Raw genomic sequence first — 17,157 nt, 5'->3', positions numbered from 1 at the left:
GGGCCCCTGTCTCTAGGGTCGGCCCCGTCGCTGTGAGCGGCATCACCGTGCCGTCCGCCCACCGAGGGCGGGGCACTCGGCCTGAGGAGCACTGTGTATCAAGACATCCTGCTGCACGAGATCATGGGCACGGCGACGCTGCTGCTGCTCGGTTGCGGCGTCGTCGCGAACGTCGTCCTGGCGAAGAGCAAGGGCGCCGACGGCGGCTTCCTGATGATCAACTTCGGCTGGGGCATCGGCGTGTTCGCCGGCGTGTACGTCGCCTACAAGTCCGGCGCGCACCTGAACCCCGCCGTCACCCTGGGCCTGCTGGCCTCCGACGCCAAGGAGTACGCCCCTGGCATCGAGGTGTCGCTCGGCACCACGCTGACCTACCTGGCAGCGCAGATGATCGGCGCCGTCATCGGCGCGATCCTGTGCTGGCTGGCCTACAAGGACCAGTTCGCCGAGCCCGACCAGGACCCGGCGGTCAAGCTGGCCGTCTTCTCCACCGGCCCCGAGATCCGCAACACTGTGTCCAACATCATCACCGAGGTGCTCGGCACCTTCGTGCTGGTCTTCGTCATCATCAGCTTCGGCAAGACGCCCAGTGGCCTGGGCCCCCTGGCCGTCGCACTGCTGGTCGTCGGCATCGGCGCCAGCCTCGGCGGACCCACCGGATACGCCATCAACCCGGCACGTGACCTCGGTCCGCGGATCGCGCACGCGATCCTGCCGATCCCCGGCAAGGGCAGCAGCGACTGGGGCTACGCATGGGTGCCGGTCGTCGGCCCGATCATCGGCGGGGTCCTCGGCGGGCTTCTGGCCAACGCGGTCAACTACGTCTGAGCCGGCCCACCGTCCGCACCGTCCGTCTTCAACCGCAACCGCGAGGGAGCAGCACCCACATGGCAGACAACACCTACATCCTGGCGATCGACCAGGGCACCACCTCGACCCGCGCCATGGTCTTCGACCACTCCGGCGAGGTCGTCTCGGTCGACCAGGTCGAGCACGAGCAGATCTTCCCCAAGGCCGGCTGGGTCGAGCACGACCCGATCGAGATCTGGGACAACACCCGCAAGGTGATCGGCGGCGCGCTGTCCAAGGCCAACCTCAACTCCGGCAACATCGCCGCGGTCGGCATCACCAACCAGCGCGAGACCGCCGTGGTGTGGGACAAGTCCAACGGGCAGCCGGTCTACAACGCGATCGTCTGGCAGGACACCCGCACCCAGAAGATCGTCGACGAGCTGGCCGGCGACGAGGGCGTGGACCGCTACAAGGACAAGGTCGGCCTGCCGCTGGCGACGTACTTCTCCGGACCGAAGGTCAAGTGGATCCTCGACAACGTCGAGGGCGCCAGGGAGAAGGCGGAGAACGGCGACCTGCTCTTCGGCAACACCGACACCTGGGTGCTGTGGAACCTCACCGGCGGCGCGGAGAACGACGGCGTGCACGTGACCGACGTGACCAACGCCAGCCGCACCATGCTGATGGACCTCGCCACGCTGTCGTGGGACGAGTCGATCGCCGAGGACATGGGCATCCCGATGTCGATGCTGCCGGAGATCAAGTCCTCCTCGGAGGTGTACGGCGAGGCCCGGCCCGGCGTGCTCAAGGGCACCCCGGTGGCCGGCATCCTCGGCGACCAGCAGGCCGCCACGTTCGGCCAGGCCTGCCTGGAGAAGGGCATGGCCAAGAACACCTACGGCACCGGCAACTTCATGCTGCTCAACACCGGCACCGAGCAGGTGCCGAGTGAGAACGGGCTGCTCACCACGATCTGCTACAAGCTCGGCGACGAGGACACCGTCTACGCGCTCGAGGGCTCGATCGCGGTCACCGGCTCGCTCGTGCAGTGGGTGCGCGACAACCTCGGGCTGATCAAGAACGCGCCGGAGATCGAGGACCTCGCCAAGGGTGTGGACGACAACGGCGGCGCCTACTTCGTGCCGGCGTTCTCCGGGCTGTTCGCCCCGCACTGGCGGCCCGACGCCCGCGGCGCGCTGGTCGGCCTGACCCGCTACGTCAACAAGGGGCACATCGCCCGGGCGGTCCTGGAGGCCACCGCGTTCCAGACCCGCGAGGTGCTGGACGCGATGAACGCCGACTCCGGTGTCCCGCTCGCCGAGCTCAAGGTCGACGGCGGCATGGTGGTCAACGAGACGCTCATGCAGTTCCAGGCCGACATCCTCGGCGTGGACGTGGTCCGCCCGAAGGTCGCCGAGACCACCGCGCTCGGTGCGGCGTACGCCGCCGGGCTGGCCGTCGGCTTCTGGGACAGCACCGAGGACATCACCGCCAACTGGGGCGAGGACAAGCGCTGGACCCCGCAGATGGACGAGGAGGAGCGCGAGCGCCTCTACCGCAACTGGAAGAAGGCGGTCACCAAGACCCTGGACTGGGTCGACGACGACGTGGAGTGACCTGCCCGCCGACGCGCGGGCGAGGGCCCCGGACCGGTGCGGTCCGGGGCCCTTGCGCGTGGGCGCGCGTCGTCTTGCAGCCCGGAGAAAAGTCCGTACAATTGACGAGGTGGATGGAGTGGAGATCCTGACGTTCCGGACGCCGGGCCTGGGCGACACGTCCTATCTGCTGACCCACGAGGGCACGGGGGTGCTCGTGGATCCGCAGCGCGACATCGGCCGCTTCCTGGAGGCGGCCGAGGAGCGGGATGTGGAGCTCAGGTTCGTCCTGGAGACGCATCTGCACAACGACTACGTCTCCGGTGCCGAGCAGGCGGCGCTGACCACGGGCGCCGAGCTGGTGCTGCCCGCGGCCGCCGCTCCGGCGTACCGACACACACCCGCCTTCCACCTCGAGGATCTCGACGGCGGCGGCGGGCTGGTCGTGCGGCCGATCCACACGCCGGGCCACACGCCCGAGCACACGTCCTACCTCGTGCTCATCGACGGCGAGGAGGTCGGCGTGTTCTCCGGCGGCTCGCTGCTGGTCGGCTCGGCCGGCCGGCCGGACCTGCTCGGGCCCGAGCGCGCGGACACGCTCGGGCGGCTGCAGTACATCTCGATCAACCGGCTCGCGCAGCTGCCTGCGAACGTCGACCTCTTCCCGACCCACGGCCAGGGCTCGTTCTGCTCGGCGAGCGGGTCGGCGAAGTTCACCTCGACCATCGGCGAGCAGGTGCGGGAGAACCCGATGCTGCAGTACGGCTCGGCCGACGAGCTGGCCACAGCGCTGACCGCGGCGCCGATGCCGATCCCGGCGTTCTACCAGTACATGTCGCCGACCAACACCCTCGGCGTGCCGCCCCTCCCCACCGCGGAGGTGCCGCACATGACGGCGCAGGAGGCCCTCGACAGCGGCGCCCACCTGGTCGACCTGCGCCCGCGGGCGGCGCAGTCGCGCGGCATCCTGCCCGGCAGCACGGCGGTCGAGCTGGCCGACGACTTCGGCTCCTGGGTCGGCTGGCTGGTGCCCTACAACGAGCCGGTGGTGCTGATCGCCGAGCCCGACCAGGACGTGGACGCGGCGCTGACCCAGCTCGCGCAGATCCGGTTCGACGAGGTGGCCGGGCTGGTCACCGACCTCGGGGGCGTCGACCTGGTGCAGGACTTCGAGCTGGTCGACCTCGACCGGGCCCGCTCCCTGGTGGCCGAGGGCATCCAGGTGCTCGACGTACGGATGGACAGCGAGCTCGCCGAGGTGCGGATGCCCGGCGCGGTGGAGCGGTTCGTCGCCGAGCTGTTCAGCCGCGGCGTGCCCGAGGGGCTCTCCCGCGACGAGCCCGTGCTGATCGCCTGCCGCTCCGGTCGCCGGGCCGCCATCGCCGCCTCCCGGTTGACCTCGGAGGGGTACGACGTGCGCGTGCTCGACGGCGCGGGCGTGACCGAGCTGGTCGGCGAGTAGCCTCGAACCATGCCAGCCATCCCCCCCACCGTCACCCCCGCCCAGGCCGAGCAGCTGCTGGCCGAGACCGCCGTCGCGCTCGACGTGCGCACACCCGGCGAGTTCGCGACCACCCGCATCGCGGGCGCGGTCAACATCCCGCTCGACCAGGTGGACGCCCGCCGGATCGCCGGCACCGCCGACCGGACCCTGGTCCTGGTCTGCCAGAGCGGACCGCGGGCCGAGCAGGCGGCCGGCCGGATCGCGGAGGGCGGGTACGACGACGTCGTGGTCCTTGCCGGCGGGATGGGCGCCTGGGAGGCCGAGGGCCGCCCGGTCGAGCGCGCCGCGCAGGGGCAGGAGAAGTGGGCGATGGAGCGCCAGGTGCGCCTGGTCGCGGGCTCGATCGCGCTGACCTCGGTGCTCGCCTCGACCGTCTTCCCCAAGGCCAAGTGGGGGGCGGCGTTCATCGGCGGCGGGCTGACCTTCGCCGCGGTCAGCAATACCTGCATGATGGCCAACGCGCTGTCTCGGCTGCCCTACAACCAGGGGCCCGGAGCCGACGTCGACGGGGCGGTCGAGCAGTTGCGCGCCGGCACGCGGGCGAGCGCCTGACCGGGCCGTGGCGCGCACTATCGTTCGCGGTATGAGGGCTCATCCAGCGCGTCCGGGCGAGGATCCGGACTACCGCTTCAGCCTCGCGAACGAGCGCACCTTCCTCGCCTGGATCCGCACCGCCCTCGGGTTGCTCGCCGGCGGCATCGGCGTCCTCACCCTGCTGCCGGAGGTCGGCCACCCGATCCTGAGGTACGCCGTGGGGCTGGGGCTGTTGGCCCTGGCGCTGTTGCTGCCCCTCCTCGCCTATGTCCGGTGGTCCTCCACCGAGCGCGCGCTGCGCACCGGCCGGTCGCTTCCCGAGCCGGGGCTGCTGCGCCTGGTCACCGGCGGACTGGTCGTGGTCACCCTGCTCGTGGTGGCCCTGGTGTTGCTGTGATCCGCCGCCGGGGACGGGCGGGCGACGCACCGGACCACCCGGCGCTGGTCGCGCACGTCGCCGCGCTCGAGCGGACCTCGCTCGCCTGGGAGCGCACCGGGATCAGCCTGGCCGCGCTGGGCACGATCGTGTTCAAGATCCCCGACTCCGGCCCGCTGCTCCAAGCGGGCGGCATCCTGATGATCTCCGCGGCGATCGTGCTGGTGCTCTTCGTGGTGCCGCTGGGCTATCGCCGCGCCCGCGCCCAGGTGCTCGAGGGCGGCCCGGACGCCCGGCTCCAGGGCGGCGACGCCACCGTGGCCGCCGTACTCCTCACCACCGCCTCGGTGGTCTCCATGGCCGCCGTCTTCGCGATCGTCGAGACCGCCTTCGAGTGGTGACTCGGGGGCGCCCCGCCCCACAACGTCATACGAAGTGGGGAACCGCTTCTCCGGAGCGTATGACGTCCCGGCCAGCCGGGCGGGCGAGGCGCCGGGAGGCGAGGGGCTAGACCTTGTACGCCGACCGGCGGGGCGTGACGTGGCGCATCATGAACTCCGGCCGGCGCAGGCCGCCCGGGCCGGGGCCGGGGCGGGTCATCGACAGCCAGCGGCGGTAGGCCGCGCGGGACTTGTTCACGTCGACCTGGACGTCGCCGTACGCGTCGTCGGGGCCGGCCTTGGCGAGCCGGACGTGCTGGTGCCAGCAGTGCATCCCGGAGACCGGGTCCGGCTGCACGGGGAAGGCGAGGTTCTGGTGCACGCCCGGGTCGTCCCAGGTGATCCGCGAGGAGTCGGGGTCCTCGCTCTCGAACGGCTCCACGCCGCGGGTGTAGCGCAGCGACCACACGCCCTCGTCGGTCCGGTCCAGCTCGACCTCGCCCATGACCCAACGGCTGCCGGGGTGGCCCTTCTGCTGCCAGCGGCCCATGTGGTGGGAGAGCCCCACGACGCCGGGCCGGATCGCCTCGGTGGACCACGCGCGAACCACGAAGTGGCCGATCTCCGTGGTCACCCTGACCAGGTCGCCGGTGGCGATGTCCATCGCCTGGGCGTCGGCGGCGTTCATCCACAGCGGGTGGGTGTTGGCGATCTCGTTGAGGTACTTCGCGTTGCCGGAGCGGGTGTGGATCAGCGTCGGCAGCCGGAAGTTCGGCATCAGCACGAACTCGTCGTTGTCCCGGTCCACCCGGGAGGCCGACACGTGCGACTCGATGTGGCCCGGCGTCGCCTGCTCCGGCCAGCCCCAGTCGGCCAGCGTGGTGGAGAAGAGCTCCAGCTTGCGCGACGGCGAGAGCCAGCCGGCGACCCGGGAGCCGTCCTCCAGCTCGACGCCGACCGCACCGGCCTCGCCGACCAGCGGCGGCTGGGAGTCCTCGGTCACGGGCTTGCGCAGCACCCCGTGCTCGTCCGGCTCGGCACCGTCGAGCTCCTCCGGCGTCAGCGGCCGCTCGTCGAGGCGGTAGTGCCCGCGGGCGACCTCGTAGACGCCGTACTTGCGCATGTAGGCCAGCGGCGTCAGCCCCTCCGCCTCCGCGGCCTCGGGCAGCCCGGGGACGGAGCAAGAGAACAGCCGGTCGTAGTACTCGTCCATCGTCATCCGCTCGCCGGGGTGCTCGCGGGACTCGAACCACTGCCGGATCCCGAGCGAGCCGTCGGGGTCGATCTCCCACGACAGCGCGAACCAGAACTCGTTCTCCTCCCACACCTCGCCGGGGTTGGTGTCGCGCGAGTCGCGGTAGGGCACGCCCTGCTGCTCGGCGGCCACCCGGTTGACCGGCTGCCGGAAGGCCAGCCACTTCGAGGCGTGCGTCTCGAACGACATCGTGTCGTGGCGCTCGGTCGCGTGCCCCATCGGCAGCACGTAGTCGGCGAAGGTCGCCGACTCGCTCCACGTCGGGGTGAGCGCGACGTGCAGGCCGATCTTGTCGGCGTCCTTGAGTACGTCGATCCAGGTGAACCCGTCGGGGTTGACCCATAGCGGGTTGTAGACCCGGCTGAAGTAGACCTCCAGCCGGCCGCGCCCGTCGAGCAGCAGGTGCGGCAGCAGGATGGACATCTCGTTGGTGGTGAGGGGGTACTCCTGCGGCCAGAGCGTCTCGCTCCAGGAGTCGTTCGGCGGCGGCATCTCCGGGAAGTGCGGGATGAACTTGTCCCAGCCGTTGGGGTGCGTGCCGCCCTCGGTGCCGACGCTGCCGGTGAGCACGTTGAGGAAGAACAGGCTCCGCGCGATCTGCCAGCCGCCCAGGTTGCCTGCCGCGGCCGACCGCCAGGTGTGGGTGGCCAGCCGGGTGCCCGCCGAGGCGACCATCTCGGCGAGCTCGGCGATCTGCTCGACCGGCACGTCGGCGGCCTCGGCCGCGCGCTCGAAGGTGTACTCCGCGTAGTCCTCGGTCAGCAGCGTGAGGAAGGTGTCGAAGTCGCGCGGCGCCTCGGGGTGCAGCCGCTCCAGGTAGGTCTCCCAGTTGACCCAGCGCCGCAGGAAGTCGCGGGCGACCCGGCCGGTGCGGAGCAGGTGCGCGGCGACGGCGAGGAAGATCAGCCCCTCGCTGCCCGGCCACGGCGCGATCCACAGGTCCGCGTGCGAGGCCGTGTTGGAGAGCCGGAGATCGAGGACCGCCACCTTGGCGCCGCGCTGCTTGGCCTCCATGATCCGCTGGGCGTGCGGGTTGAAGTAGTGCCCGGTCTCCAGGTGGGAGGAGAGCAGCAGGATGGTCTCGGCGTTCGCGTAGTCCGGCGACGGCCGGTCGTAGCCCATCCAGTGCGTGTAGCCCGAGCGCCCGCCGGAGGAGCAGACGTTGGTGTGGCTGTTGTGCCCGTCCACGCCCCACGCCTGGAGCACCCGCTCGGCGAAGCCGTCCTCGCCGGGGCGGCCGACGTGGTACATCACCTCGTCGCGACGGTCCTCGATGATCGCCTGGCGGATCCGCGCGCCGATGTCGGCGAGGGCCTCCTCCCAGGTGACCCGCTCGAACTGGCCCGACCCGCGCTCGCCCACCCGGCGCAGCGGGGTGAGGATCCGCTCGGGGTCGAGCACCTGGTTGATCGTGGCGGGGCCCTTGGCGCAGTTGCGACCGCGGGAGCCCGGGTGGGCCGGGTTGCCCTCGAGCTTGCGGATCGAGCCGTCCGCGTGGTCGACGTACGCCAGCAGCCCGCAGGAGGACTCGCAGTTGAAGCAGATCGTCGGGATCAGCGAGTAGTGCCGCTCCTCGCGGGTGTGCGGGTCGCGCTCGACGTGGTCGTGCCACTGGTCGGCGGGCGGGAAGTTCCGCAGCCCGAAGCGGCTGCGCTCGCCGGGGAGGGTACGGCGGGTCTCCCGCTCGGCCTTCTGGTCGGTCATGACAGCGGCACCTCCTGGGCGGCGCGGACGAAGACGTGCTCCCACGCGAGCAGGGCGACCTGCGCCGTACCGCCCGCGACGAGCGCGACGATCAGGCCGAGGGCGCCGCCGCCGACCACGAGCGCGAGGGCGGCGGTGAGCGCGGCGACCGCGGAGAGCGCGAGGCCCAGGCGGTAGGTCCCGCGATGCGGACCCTCGCCGATCAGCCGGGCCGCGGCGGAGGCGTTGGCGCTGGAGTGCCTGCCGGTCACCTCACGCACCGCCAGGCCCAGGTGCCCGACCGCGCCGACGAGCAGGGCGCCGGCCAGCAGGCGCACCCACCCGGTGTCGGCGTCCAGCGCGACCGCGACGGGCAGCAGCGCACCGCCGCCGACCATCAGCGCCTGGACGATCAGGTGGGGGAACAGCAGCGGCGACTGCCACAGGTCGCGCCCCTCGGCCTGGCCGAAGAGGAAGGCGGTGTAGCCGGCGACGAGGACGGCGGCCACCGCGGCGGGCATCAGCAGCCAGCCGGGCGGGGCGTCGCCGGTGACCACGGCGAAGAGGAACCAGACGCCGGCGAGCGCCGCACCCGCGGCGAGCACGACGCCGCCCTTGACCAGCCACGAGGTCCAGTGCGCCTTGGTGAGCAGGAAGAAGAAGCGCTCGGGCCGCTTGAGGTCGGCGATGAGGAGGACGGCGGTGGCCAGCAGCCCGGCCATGGCGAGGACCGGGGCGACGTACGCGCCGGTGGCGCCGGTGTCGAGGCCGAGCAGCCAGGCGAGGGCGGGCAGCAGCATCGCGCCCGCGGCGACGCCCTTGGTCCACAGGTAGGTCGTGACCTTCCAGCCCCAGACGGCCGGGTGCGCGGTGTTGAGCGTGGTGCGCGGGGCGTCCGGGTCGGTCCCGTCGCCGCGCAGGGTGGGCGCGACCGCCAGCCGCAGCGTGTCCGGCTGGGCCCAGATGTAGGTGTCGTCGACCGGCGCAGCGACCGGGTCGAGCACGGCCGGGGAGGCGCCGGCGTAGTGCACGTTCGGGCCGGTGCCCTGCTCCGGCGAGCGGACCAGGGTCTCCTCGGTGGCGATGAACTGCGAGATCGCGCTGTCGGGGTCGTCGAGGTCGCCGACCCAGATCGACTCCGTCGGGCAGACCACGACACAGGCCGGCTCGAGGCCGTCGTCGACCCGGTGGGCGCAGAAGTTGCACTTGGCGGCGGTGTTGGTGTCGGCGTCGACGTAGATGGCGTCGTACGGGCACGCCTGCATGCACGCCTTGCAGCCGATGCAGGCGCTGTTGTCGAAGTCGACGATGCCGTCCTCGCGCTTGAACAGCGCCTCGGTCGGGCAGATCTGCACGCACGGCGCGTCGGTGCAGTGGTTGCAGCGCATGACGCCGAAGTCGCGGCTGGTCTCGGGGAACTGGCCGGAGTCGACGTACTTCACCCAGGTCCGGAACTGGCCGACCGGCACGTTGTGCTCGGTCTTGCACGCCACCGTGCAGGCGTGACAGCCGATGCAGGTGCGCTGATCGATCGCGAAGCCGTATTGCACTCTGCCCACTGTGGGGGACGCGCGGCCGGCGGAGTAGACCCGATCGCCCATGAGGTCATAGCGTTCGGCTATGACGTCGGAGGAGGCCGGTACGGCGCCCCGCCCGCGCCTGGAGCTCGGGCCGCTGCGGCTGCTGGTCGGGGTGGCCGAGACGCACTCGATCGGCGCCGCCGCCCGGCGCGAGCAGATCAGCCAGCCCTCGGCCAGCAAGAGCCTGGCCACCCTCGAGCGCACCCTGGGCGTCCCGCTGCTGGTGCGGACGCCCCAGGGGTCGACGCTCACCGCCAACGGGCGAGCGATCGCCGACTGGGCGCGCCGGGTGGTCGACGCGTCGGATGACCTGTTGGGCGCCGTCGCCGCGATGCGCGAGGCGCACGCCGGCGACCTGCGGGTCGCGGCCAGCATGACGGTCGCCGAGCACCTCGTCCCGCTGTGGCTCTCCCAGCTGCGCCAGCTCAGCCCCGACCTGCACATCGGGCTGACGGTGGCCAACTCCCAGCAGGTTCAGGAGATGGTGGCCTCGGGGCACGCGGACCTCGGGTTCGTCGAGACCCCGCACCCCGACACCTCGCTGGCGGTCTCACAGGTCGGCCGGGACGAGCTGGTGGTCGTGGTGTCCCCGGGGCATCCGCTGGCGTCGGCGGGCTCGCTCACGCCCGGGCGGCTCGCGGCCGAGCCGCTGATCGTGCGCGAGGCGGGGTCGGGGACCCGGGAGACGCTCGACGCCCTCCTGGGCTCCGAGCGGGTGGAGCCGCTGCTGGAGCTGGGCTCCAACGCCGCGATCCGCGGCGCCGTCGTCGCCGGTGCCGGAGCGGCCGTGCTGAGCCGGCTCGCGGTGCAGTCCGAGCTCGCCGCGGGCAACCTGGTCGCCGTACCCGTCACCGGGATCGACCTGCACCGCCCCCTCTGCGCGGTCCGCCGGCGCCGCCGTCGCCTCTCCCCCGCCGGAGAGACCCTCCTGGCCCTCGCCACCCGCCCCTGACCCGCCGCACACCCGCGACCGGGCACCAGATGCACCCAAGAACGCGCGACCGGGCACCAGATGCACCCAAGGACCGCCGACCGGGCACCAGATGCATCCAAGAACCGCCGACCGGGCACTGTGTGCCACTTCCCCCGGGGGGTCAGGAAGTGACATCCAGTGCCCGGTCGGCGGCGGGAAGTGACATCCAGTGCCCGCTCGGCGGGGGGAAGGGACATCCAGTGCCCGGTCGGCGGGGGTGGGGGTGTCAGACGTAGTCGGCGTACTTCTCCAGCAGGCGGACCGGCTTGGAGAGCGCGTCCTTGCGGAACGGGTCGCCGAGCTCGCGGGTGCACATGATCTCGATGACGCAGGTCTTGCCCTCGTTCATCTGCAGGTCGATCGCCTTCTCCAGCGCGGGGCCGACGTCCTCGAGCCGGTCGACCACGATCCCCTCGGCACCCATCGACTGCGCGATCCCCGCGAAGCTGGGGCTGTCCAGCTCGCCCGCAACGAAGCGGCGGTTGTAGAAGTCGACCTGGTTCTTCTTCTCCGCGCCCCACTGGCGGTTGTGGAAGACGACGGCGGTGACCGGGATGTCGTGGCGTACGGCGGTCAGGATCTCCCCCATGCTCATCGCCCACGCGCCGTCGCCGGCGTAGGCCACGGCCGGCCGGTCCGGGGCCGCGGCCTTGCAGCCGATCATCGTGGGCAGCGAGTAGCCGCAGTTGCCCCACGACATCGGCGCGAAGAACGAGCGCGGCTCCTCGAACCGGAGATAGGAGTTGGCCACCGCGTTGATGTTGCCGATGTCGGTGGAGACCATCACGCGGGGCGGCATCGCCTTCTCCAGCTCCCGCAGCACCTGCCGCGGGTGCAGCCAGTTGCCCTCCTCCTGCTCGGCCTCGGCGATCATCTCCAAGGAGAAGTCGTCGGTCTCGTGGATCCACTCGTCGAGCTCGGCCTCCCACTCGGCCTTGGTGCGGGCCACCGTCTCCAGCCGCTCCTCGCGGTTGGCCGCGCTCTTCAGCTCCCGGTCCGCGAGCCGCTCGGTGAGCGCCTTCGCCGCCAGCCGCGCGTCGCCGCAGACGCCGACGCCGATGTCCTTGACCAGCCCGATCATCTTCGGGTCGGCGTCGACCTGGACGATCGCGGCGTCCTCGGGCCAGTACGTCATCCCGTGCTGCGGGAGGGTGCCGAACGGACCAAGGCGGGTGCCCAGGGCGAGCACGACGTCGGCCTGGGCGATCAGCCGCATCGCGGCCTTGGAGCCCTGGTAGCCCAAGGGGCCGCACCACAGCTCGTGGCTGGCCGGGAAGGAGTCATTGTGCAGATAGCTGTTGACCACCGGGGCACCGAGCAGCTCGGCGAGCTCCTGGGCCTCGGCCACGCCGTCGGCCATGACCACGCCGCCGCCGGAGATGATGACCGGGAACTCCGCGCTCGCCAGCAGGTCCGCGGCCGCGTCCAGGCTCTCGCTGCCGCCCGGGCCGCGGTCGGGCCGCCGCGGAGTGGGGATCTTGGTCTCGATCTCGCCGTAGAAGTAGTCGCGGGGGATGTTGATCTGGACCGGGCCGATCTCGCTGATCGCCCGGTCGAAGGCGCGGGCAGTGAGCTCGGCCATCCGCTTCGGGTTGTTGACGTGCGCCTGGTACTTCACGAACTCCTGGAACATCGGCAGCTGGTGCGCCTCCTGGAAGCCGCCCAGGCCCATGCCGAGGGTGCCGGACTCCGGGGTCACCATCACCACGGGGCTGTGCGCCCAGAAGGCGGCGGCGACCGCGGTGACGCAGTTGGAGATGCCCGGCCCGTTCTGCCCGATGACCACGCCGTGCCGGCCGGTCACCCGGGAGTAGCCGTCGGCCATGTGCGCGGCGCCCTGCTCGTGGACCACCGGCACCAGGCGGATCCCCGCCGGGGCGAAGATGTCCATGGCGTCCATGAAGGCCGAGCCCATGATGCCGAAGATGGTGTCCACCCCGTTGGCCACCAGCGTCTCGACGAACGCCTCCGACGGCGTCATCCGGGTGAGCCCGTCGGCCACCGACCGGCCGTCGGCGGTCGCCCTCGTCCCGTTCTGCTCCACTGTCATGTCCACTCCTCACGGCCCGGTTTCTGAAACGTGTCGTCTCAAAATCTCGACGATTCTGCGAGCGTAGGGGTTGCCGTCCCGGCCTGACAAGAGGCAGAGTCGCCTTATCGAAACAATCCGTACCGATTCCCGAGACAGGGGTGTCATGACCACCGCTTCCCGCGCCAGCGCCGAACCCGACCCCGAGCGGGCCGAACAGGCCGACGCACCGGCCCGCGCGGCCGAGCCGGTCGCCCCGGACACCCCGGCGATGCGGCTCTTCGGGCTGCTGGAGCTGATCGCCGCCACGGACGACTTCGTCAGCCTCCCCGGGCTGGTCGCCGAGACCGGCATGCCCAAGCCGACCGTGCACCGGATGCTGGGCCAGCTGGAGTCCGCCGGGCTGCTGGTCCGGCAGTCCGACGGCAGGCACTACGGCACCGGCGCGCGGCTGCGCGCCTTCGCCGAGTCGCTCCTGCTCAACAGCACCCAGCACGGCGCCCGGCATGCGGTGATCGACGCGCTGGTCGAGGAGGTCGGCGAGACCTGCAACGTGACCGCGCTGTCGGGCAACGAGGTGGTCTACCTGGACCGGGTGGAGACCTCCGAGCCGCTGCGCTTCTACCTGCGCACCGGCTCCCGCGTCCCGGCGCACGCCTCGGCCAGCGGGAAGATGGTGCTCTCCCAGATGTCGCCGGAGCAGCGCCGCAAGCTCCTCGGCCACGCCCCGCTGCGCGGCTACACCCCCAACACCATCACCGACGCCGACCGACTCGAGGCCGAGCTCGCCCGGGTCGCCGAGCAGGGATACGCCGTCGACGACGAGGAGTTCCTGGCGGGGCTGGTCTGTGTGGCGGTCCTGGTGCCGCGCGAGGGCGCCCGATCCAACACCTGCGTGGCCGTGCAGGCACCCACGCTCCGGCTGCAGCCCGACGGCGCCGAGGGGATGCTGGGGCCGCTGCGCCGCGCCGCCCGGGCGATCGCGGACATCGAGGAGCGGGGGTCCGGCGCATGACGACGACCCAGGACGCACCCGCCGACAGCCTGGAGGAGCTCGGCTCCCCGGACCTCTCGGTCTCCGTCCGCGACACCTTCGGCATCGACTCCGACCTGCGGGTGCCGGCGTACTCCGTCCGCGACGATCACGTGCCCGAGATCGACCCGGGCTACCGCTTCGACCACGACCTCACGCTCGCGCTGGTGGCGGGCTTCGCGCACAACCGGCGGGTGCTGGTGCAGGGACTGCACGGCACCGGGAAGTCCACCCACGTCGACCAGGTCGCGGCCCGGCTGAACTGGCCGTGCGTGCGGATCAACCTCGACGGGCACCTCTCCCGCCTGGACCTGATCGGGCGCGACCACGTGACGGTGCGCGACGGGCATCAGGTGACCGAGTTCGTCGAGGGGATCATCCCGTGGTCGCTGCAGCGGCCGGTGGCGCTGGTGCTGGACGAGTACGACGCCGGGCGGCCCGAGGTCATGTTCGTGATCCAGCGGGTGCTCGAGCGCGACGGCAAGCTCACCCTGGCCGACCAGAGCCGGGTGCTGCACCCGCATCCGGCGTTCCGGATCTTCGCCACCGCCAACACCGTCGGGCTGGGCAACGTCAACGGCCTCTACGCCGGCGTGCAGCGGCTCAACCACGCGCAGGTGGACCGGTGGAACGTGGTCGCGACGCTGGGCTACCTCCCGCCCGAGGAGGAGGTGGAGATCGTGGTGGGGCAGGTGCCCGCGATGGACACTCCGGCCGGCCGCGAGCTGGCCGCCTCGATGGTGGCGCTGGCCGGGCTGACCCGGGAGGGCTTCCGCGCCGGCGACCTGTCCACCCTGATGTCGCCGCGGACCGTGGTCACCTGGGCGGAGAACCTCGGGATCTTCGGCGACGTGGCGACCGCCTTCCGGCTGTCCTTCCTCAACAAGTGCGACGAGGAGGAGCGGCCGGTCGTCGCGGAGTACTACCAGCGCTGCCTGGGCGGCGACCTGCTGCCTGCGCCGGCGCCATGAGCGGGAGCGCCGCCCGGGCGCGCACCCAGCACGAGGTCGAGGAGCTGTGCGGGGCGAGTGCGCGGGCGCTGGCCGCCGACCCCTGGCTGCACTTCCGCTCCGGACGGCTCCACGACCGCTCCGGCCCGGTGCCCGGGGACGCCGCGCACCTGCACCCCGACCTCGACGAGGACGACTACCGCTCCTTCCGTGGAGCGGCGGACGGGCTGGCTCTGCGCGTGCGCGACTCCGACCCCCGCCTGCACCGCGCCCACGCCCCGGAGGGCGATGCGGCCGGGCTGGTCTACGACCTGCTCGAGCAGTATCGCGTCGAGTCGCTCGCGCCGAGCGCGCTGCGCGGCGTCGGCGGCAACCTGCGGCACCGGCACGAGACCTGGGTCCGCGACTTCCTCGCCTCCGGTCTGGCCGAGACCACCGCGGGGTTGCTGCTGTTCACCGTCGCGCTGGTCGCCCGGTCCCGGCTCACCCGCGAGCCCGTCCCCGAGAGCGCCGAGCACGCGCTGGAGTCGACCCGCTTCGCCCTCGCGCCGCTGCTGGGCGACGACCTGGCGCGCCTGCGTGCGAGCGTGCGCGACCAGGCCGCCTTCGCGCCGGTCGCGCGCCTGGTCGCCGAGCGGGTGGGCTCCTCGGCGGAGGCGTCCACGCACGCGGGCCGGAACTCGGCCGCGAGGGCACTGCGCAGCCGTTGGAGCCTGTTCCCCCCGGAGACCGACGACCTCGCGCCCGCGCCGCTGCCGGGGCGACGCCGTGACGGCGGCCCGATGGACGACTACCGGGTCTTCACCCGGAGCTACGACCGCGTCCTGCGCGCCGACGCGGCGACCCCGCGGATCCGCCTGAACCGCTGGCGCGAGGAGCTGGACGCGGCCGCCCGGGACAGCGGGGTCGGCCTGAACCGGCTCGCCCGCTCCCTGGCCGACCTGCTCTCCGACCCCGGCGACCCGCGATGGTACGGCGGCGCCGAGCTCGGCGTGGTCGACCCCGCCCGGCTCTCGCTGCTGGTCACCTCCCCCGAGGAGCGGCGGATCTTCCGAACCGAGGAGCCCGTGCCCGTCCCCGACTGCGCGGTCACCTTCCTGGTGGACTGCAGCGGCTCGATGCGCCGGAACCTGCGCGGGCTGGCGACCCTGATGGACCTGATGGCCCGCGCCCTCGATCTCGCCTGGGTGCCATCGGAGCTGCTCGGCTTCAGCACCGGCGCCTGGCAGGGCGGGCGGGCGCTGCGCGACTGGGAGGCCGCGGGCCGTCCCGCCGACCCCGGACGACTGGCCGAGCAGGCGCTGCTGGTCTTCAAGGACGCCGACACGTCCTGGCGGCGCGCCCGGCCCGGGATCGCGGGCATCCTGCGGGAGGACTGGTTCCGTGAGGGGCTCGACGGGGAGGCGGTGGAGTGGGCGCTGACCCGCCTGCGCGGGCGGCGCGCGACCCGGCGGGTGCTGGTCGTGGTCTCCGACGGCAGCCCGATGGAGCGGGCGACCGCGCTGGCCAACGGCGACCACTACCTCGACGACCACCTGCGGGCCGTCGTGGGCGCCGCGGAGGCGGCCGGGGACGTGGCGGTCGCCGGGCTCGGTGTCGGCCTGGACCTCTCGCCGTACTATCGCCACGCCGTCCAGCTCGATCTCGACGAGGTGACCCTCCCCCAGGCGGTGCGCCAGACGGTGGCCCTCCTCGCCCGGGTGGTACGGCGATGACCGGGCTGCTGTTCGCCTGCGGGGCGGTGCTCGTGGGCGCGGTGATCCGCGGATACTCCGGGTTCGGCGCCTCGATGGTCTGGGTGGCCTCGCTGTCCCTGGTCTTCCCGCCGGCCGCGGTCGTGCCGAGCGTGCTCGCGCTCGAGGTGGTCGCCAGCATCGGGCTCCTGCCCCGGGTGTGGCGCGACGTCGAGTGGCGTCAGATGGCCCTGCTGCTGGTCGCGACCCTGGTCACGATGCCGCTGGGGGTGCTGGCGCTCACCGTGTTCCCCGAGCACACGATGCGGGTGGTCGTCGCGGTGTCGATCCTGCTGGCCACCCTGGCCCTGGCCAGCGGGGTGCGGATCCGCGGCGCCCCCGGCCCCGGGCTGGCGATCGGCGCCGGTGCGGTCAGCGGCGTGGTCAACGGAGCCACGGCGATCGGGGGGCCACCCGCGATCCTGCTCTACTTCTCCAGCGACGCCGCGGCCCACGTGGGCCGGGCGACGCTGATCGCCTACTTCCTCGGGACCGACTCGGCCGGCTTCGCGATGACCGCGGCCGCCGGGCTGGTGACCATGGACGTGCTGACCCGGACCCTCGCGCTGGTGCCCGTGACGCTGATCGGCATCTGGGCGGGCCAGCACCTCTTCGAGCGCTCGGGCGGACGCGGCTTCCGCTCCGCCGTCCTCGTGCTCCTGGCCGTCCTCGCCGCCGGTGTGCTGGTGCGCACCCTGCTGGGCGGGTGAGACCACTGGACCCCTGAAACCACTGCGAAC

Annotated in this window: 14 protein-coding genes; 11 read left to right on the top strand and 3 right to left on the bottom strand. The window is 72.3% G+C overall.

What is annotated here, in order from left to right; translation table 11 throughout:
• Positions 1 to 93 precede the first annotated feature (93 nt).
• From K8W59_RS01195 to K8W59_RS01170, 6 genes are all read left to right on the top strand, one after another.
• Complete coding sequence (locus K8W59_RS01195) at positions 94 to 828, top strand: MIP/aquaporin family protein (protein WP_263283273.1); 735 nt, start codon at positions 94 to 96, stop codon at positions 826 to 828.
• Between the two features lie 59 nt (positions 829 to 887).
• Positions 888 to 2,408 carry a glycerol kinase GlpK gene (glpK, locus tag K8W59_RS01190; RefSeq protein WP_223396955.1) on the top strand — a complete coding sequence of 507 codons (1,521 nt, stop codon included), beginning with the start codon at positions 888 to 890 and terminating at the stop codon, positions 2,406 to 2,408.
• A gap of 118 nt (positions 2,409 to 2,526) precedes the next feature.
• A complete protein-coding gene (locus K8W59_RS01185; RefSeq protein WP_223396954.1) occupies positions 2,527 to 3,849 on the top strand; it encodes an MBL fold metallo-hydrolase in 1,323 nt (440 codons plus the stop codon).
• A gap of 9 nt (positions 3,850 to 3,858) precedes the next feature.
• Positions 3,859 to 4,443 (top strand): rhodanese-like domain-containing protein, encoded by a 585-nt coding sequence (locus K8W59_RS01180; RefSeq protein WP_223396953.1) that lies wholly within the window; start codon positions 3,859 to 3,861, stop codon positions 4,441 to 4,443.
• A 31-nt stretch (positions 4,444 to 4,474) separates the two neighbouring features.
• Complete coding sequence (locus K8W59_RS01175; RefSeq protein ID WP_223396952.1) at positions 4,475 to 4,822, top strand: YidH family protein; 348 nt, start codon at positions 4,475 to 4,477, stop codon at positions 4,820 to 4,822.
• Complete coding sequence (locus tag K8W59_RS01170; RefSeq protein ID WP_223396951.1) at positions 4,819 to 5,202, top strand: DUF202 domain-containing protein; 384 nt, start codon at positions 4,819 to 4,821, stop codon at positions 5,200 to 5,202. The genes K8W59_RS01175 and K8W59_RS01170 overlap by 4 nt, the downstream gene beginning before the upstream one ends.
• Positions 5,203 to 5,308: 106 nt before the next feature.
• Here K8W59_RS01170 and K8W59_RS01165 read toward each other — a convergent pair whose 3' ends face one another.
• Together K8W59_RS01165 and K8W59_RS01160 are read right to left on the bottom strand one after the other, a co-directional pair.
• The gene (locus K8W59_RS01165; RefSeq protein WP_223396950.1) at positions 5,309 to 8,140 is read right to left on the bottom strand and encodes a molybdopterin dinucleotide binding domain-containing protein; all 2,832 of its coding nucleotides are present in this window, start codon (positions 8,138 to 8,140) and stop codon (positions 5,309 to 5,311) included.
• The gene (locus K8W59_RS01160; protein WP_223396949.1) at positions 8,137 to 9,669 is read right to left on the bottom strand and encodes a 4Fe-4S dicluster domain-containing protein; all 1,533 of its coding nucleotides are present in this window, start codon (positions 9,667 to 9,669) and stop codon (positions 8,137 to 8,139) included. The genes K8W59_RS01165 and K8W59_RS01160 overlap by 4 nt, the downstream gene beginning before the upstream one ends.
• Before the next feature lie 70 nt (positions 9,670 to 9,739).
• Here K8W59_RS01160 and K8W59_RS01155 point away from each other — a divergent pair, with 70 nt between their 5' ends.
• Positions 9,740 to 10,651, top strand: coding sequence for a LysR substrate-binding domain-containing protein (locus tag K8W59_RS01155; protein ID WP_223396948.1), 912 nt, complete (start codon positions 9,740 to 9,742; stop codon positions 10,649 to 10,651).
• A gap of 247 nt (positions 10,652 to 10,898) precedes the next feature.
• Here K8W59_RS01155 and xsc read toward each other — a convergent pair whose 3' ends face one another.
• Entirely contained in the window at positions 10,899 to 12,722 is a 1,824-nt protein-coding gene (xsc, locus tag K8W59_RS01150) for a sulfoacetaldehyde acetyltransferase (protein WP_223396947.1), read from the bottom strand.
• 145 nt (positions 12,723 to 12,867) lie between these two features.
• Here xsc and K8W59_RS01145 point away from each other — a divergent pair, with 145 nt between their 5' ends.
• The 4 genes from K8W59_RS01145 to K8W59_RS01130 are packed head-to-tail and all read left to right on the top strand — an operon-like array spanning position 12,868 to position 17,127.
• The gene (locus K8W59_RS01145) at positions 12,868 to 13,716 is read left to right on the top strand and encodes an IclR family transcriptional regulator (RefSeq protein ID WP_223396946.1); all 849 of its coding nucleotides are present in this window, start codon (positions 12,868 to 12,870) and stop codon (positions 13,714 to 13,716) included.
• Positions 13,713 to 14,705, top strand: coding sequence for an AAA family ATPase (locus K8W59_RS01140; protein ID WP_223396945.1), 993 nt, complete (start codon positions 13,713 to 13,715; stop codon positions 14,703 to 14,705). Before K8W59_RS01145 ends, K8W59_RS01140 begins: the two co-directional genes overlap by 4 nt.
• Positions 14,702 to 16,399 (top strand): cobaltochelatase CobT-related protein, encoded by a 1,698-nt coding sequence (locus K8W59_RS01135; protein ID WP_223396944.1) that lies wholly within the window; start codon positions 14,702 to 14,704, stop codon positions 16,397 to 16,399. Before K8W59_RS01140 ends, K8W59_RS01135 begins: the two co-directional genes overlap by 4 nt.
• Entirely contained in the window at positions 16,396 to 17,127 is a 732-nt protein-coding gene (locus K8W59_RS01130) for a sulfite exporter TauE/SafE family protein (RefSeq protein WP_223396943.1), read from the top strand. Before K8W59_RS01135 ends, K8W59_RS01130 begins: the two co-directional genes overlap by 4 nt.
• Positions 17,128 to 17,157 lie beyond the last annotated feature (30 nt).

It is taken from the genome of Nocardioides rotundus (genome assembly GCF_019931675.1).
GTDB lineage: Bacteria > Actinomycetota > Actinomycetes > Propionibacteriales > Nocardioidaceae > Nocardioides > Nocardioides rotundus.
This window is presented reverse-complemented; position numbering and strand designations above follow the sequence as displayed.

Excerpts from the sequence above, each read along its gene's own strand:
- xsc (WP_223396947.1), bottom strand. The coding sequence starts at position 12,722 with ATGACAGTGGAGCAGAACGGGACGAGGGCGACCGCCGACGGCCGGTCG.
- K8W59_RS01145 (WP_223396946.1), top strand. The coding sequence starts at position 12,868 with ATGACCACCGCTTCCCGCGCCAGCGCCGAACCCGACCCCGAGCGGGCC.
- K8W59_RS01135 (WP_223396944.1), top strand. The coding sequence starts at position 14,702 with ATGAGCGGGAGCGCCGCCCGGGCGCGCACCCAGCACGAGGTCGAGGAG.
- K8W59_RS01130 (WP_223396943.1), top strand. The coding sequence starts at position 16,396 with ATGACCGGGCTGCTGTTCGCCTGCGGGGCGGTGCTCGTGGGCGCGGTG.
- K8W59_RS01140 (WP_223396945.1), top strand. The coding sequence starts at position 13,713 with ATGACGACGACCCAGGACGCACCCGCCGACAGCCTGGAGGAGCTCGGC.
- K8W59_RS01175 (WP_223396952.1), top strand. The coding sequence starts at position 4,475 with ATGAGGGCTCATCCAGCGCGTCCGGGCGAGGATCCGGACTACCGCTTC.
- K8W59_RS01155 (WP_223396948.1), top strand. The coding sequence starts at position 9,740 with ATGACGTCGGAGGAGGCCGGTACGGCGCCCCGCCCGCGCCTGGAGCTC.
- glpK (WP_223396955.1), top strand. The coding sequence starts at position 888 with ATGGCAGACAACACCTACATCCTGGCGATCGACCAGGGCACCACCTCG.
- K8W59_RS01165 (WP_223396950.1), bottom strand. The coding sequence starts at position 8,140 with ATGACCGACCAGAAGGCCGAGCGGGAGACCCGCCGTACCCTCCCCGGC.
- K8W59_RS01180 (WP_223396953.1), top strand. The coding sequence starts at position 3,859 with ATGCCAGCCATCCCCCCCACCGTCACCCCCGCCCAGGCCGAGCAGCTG.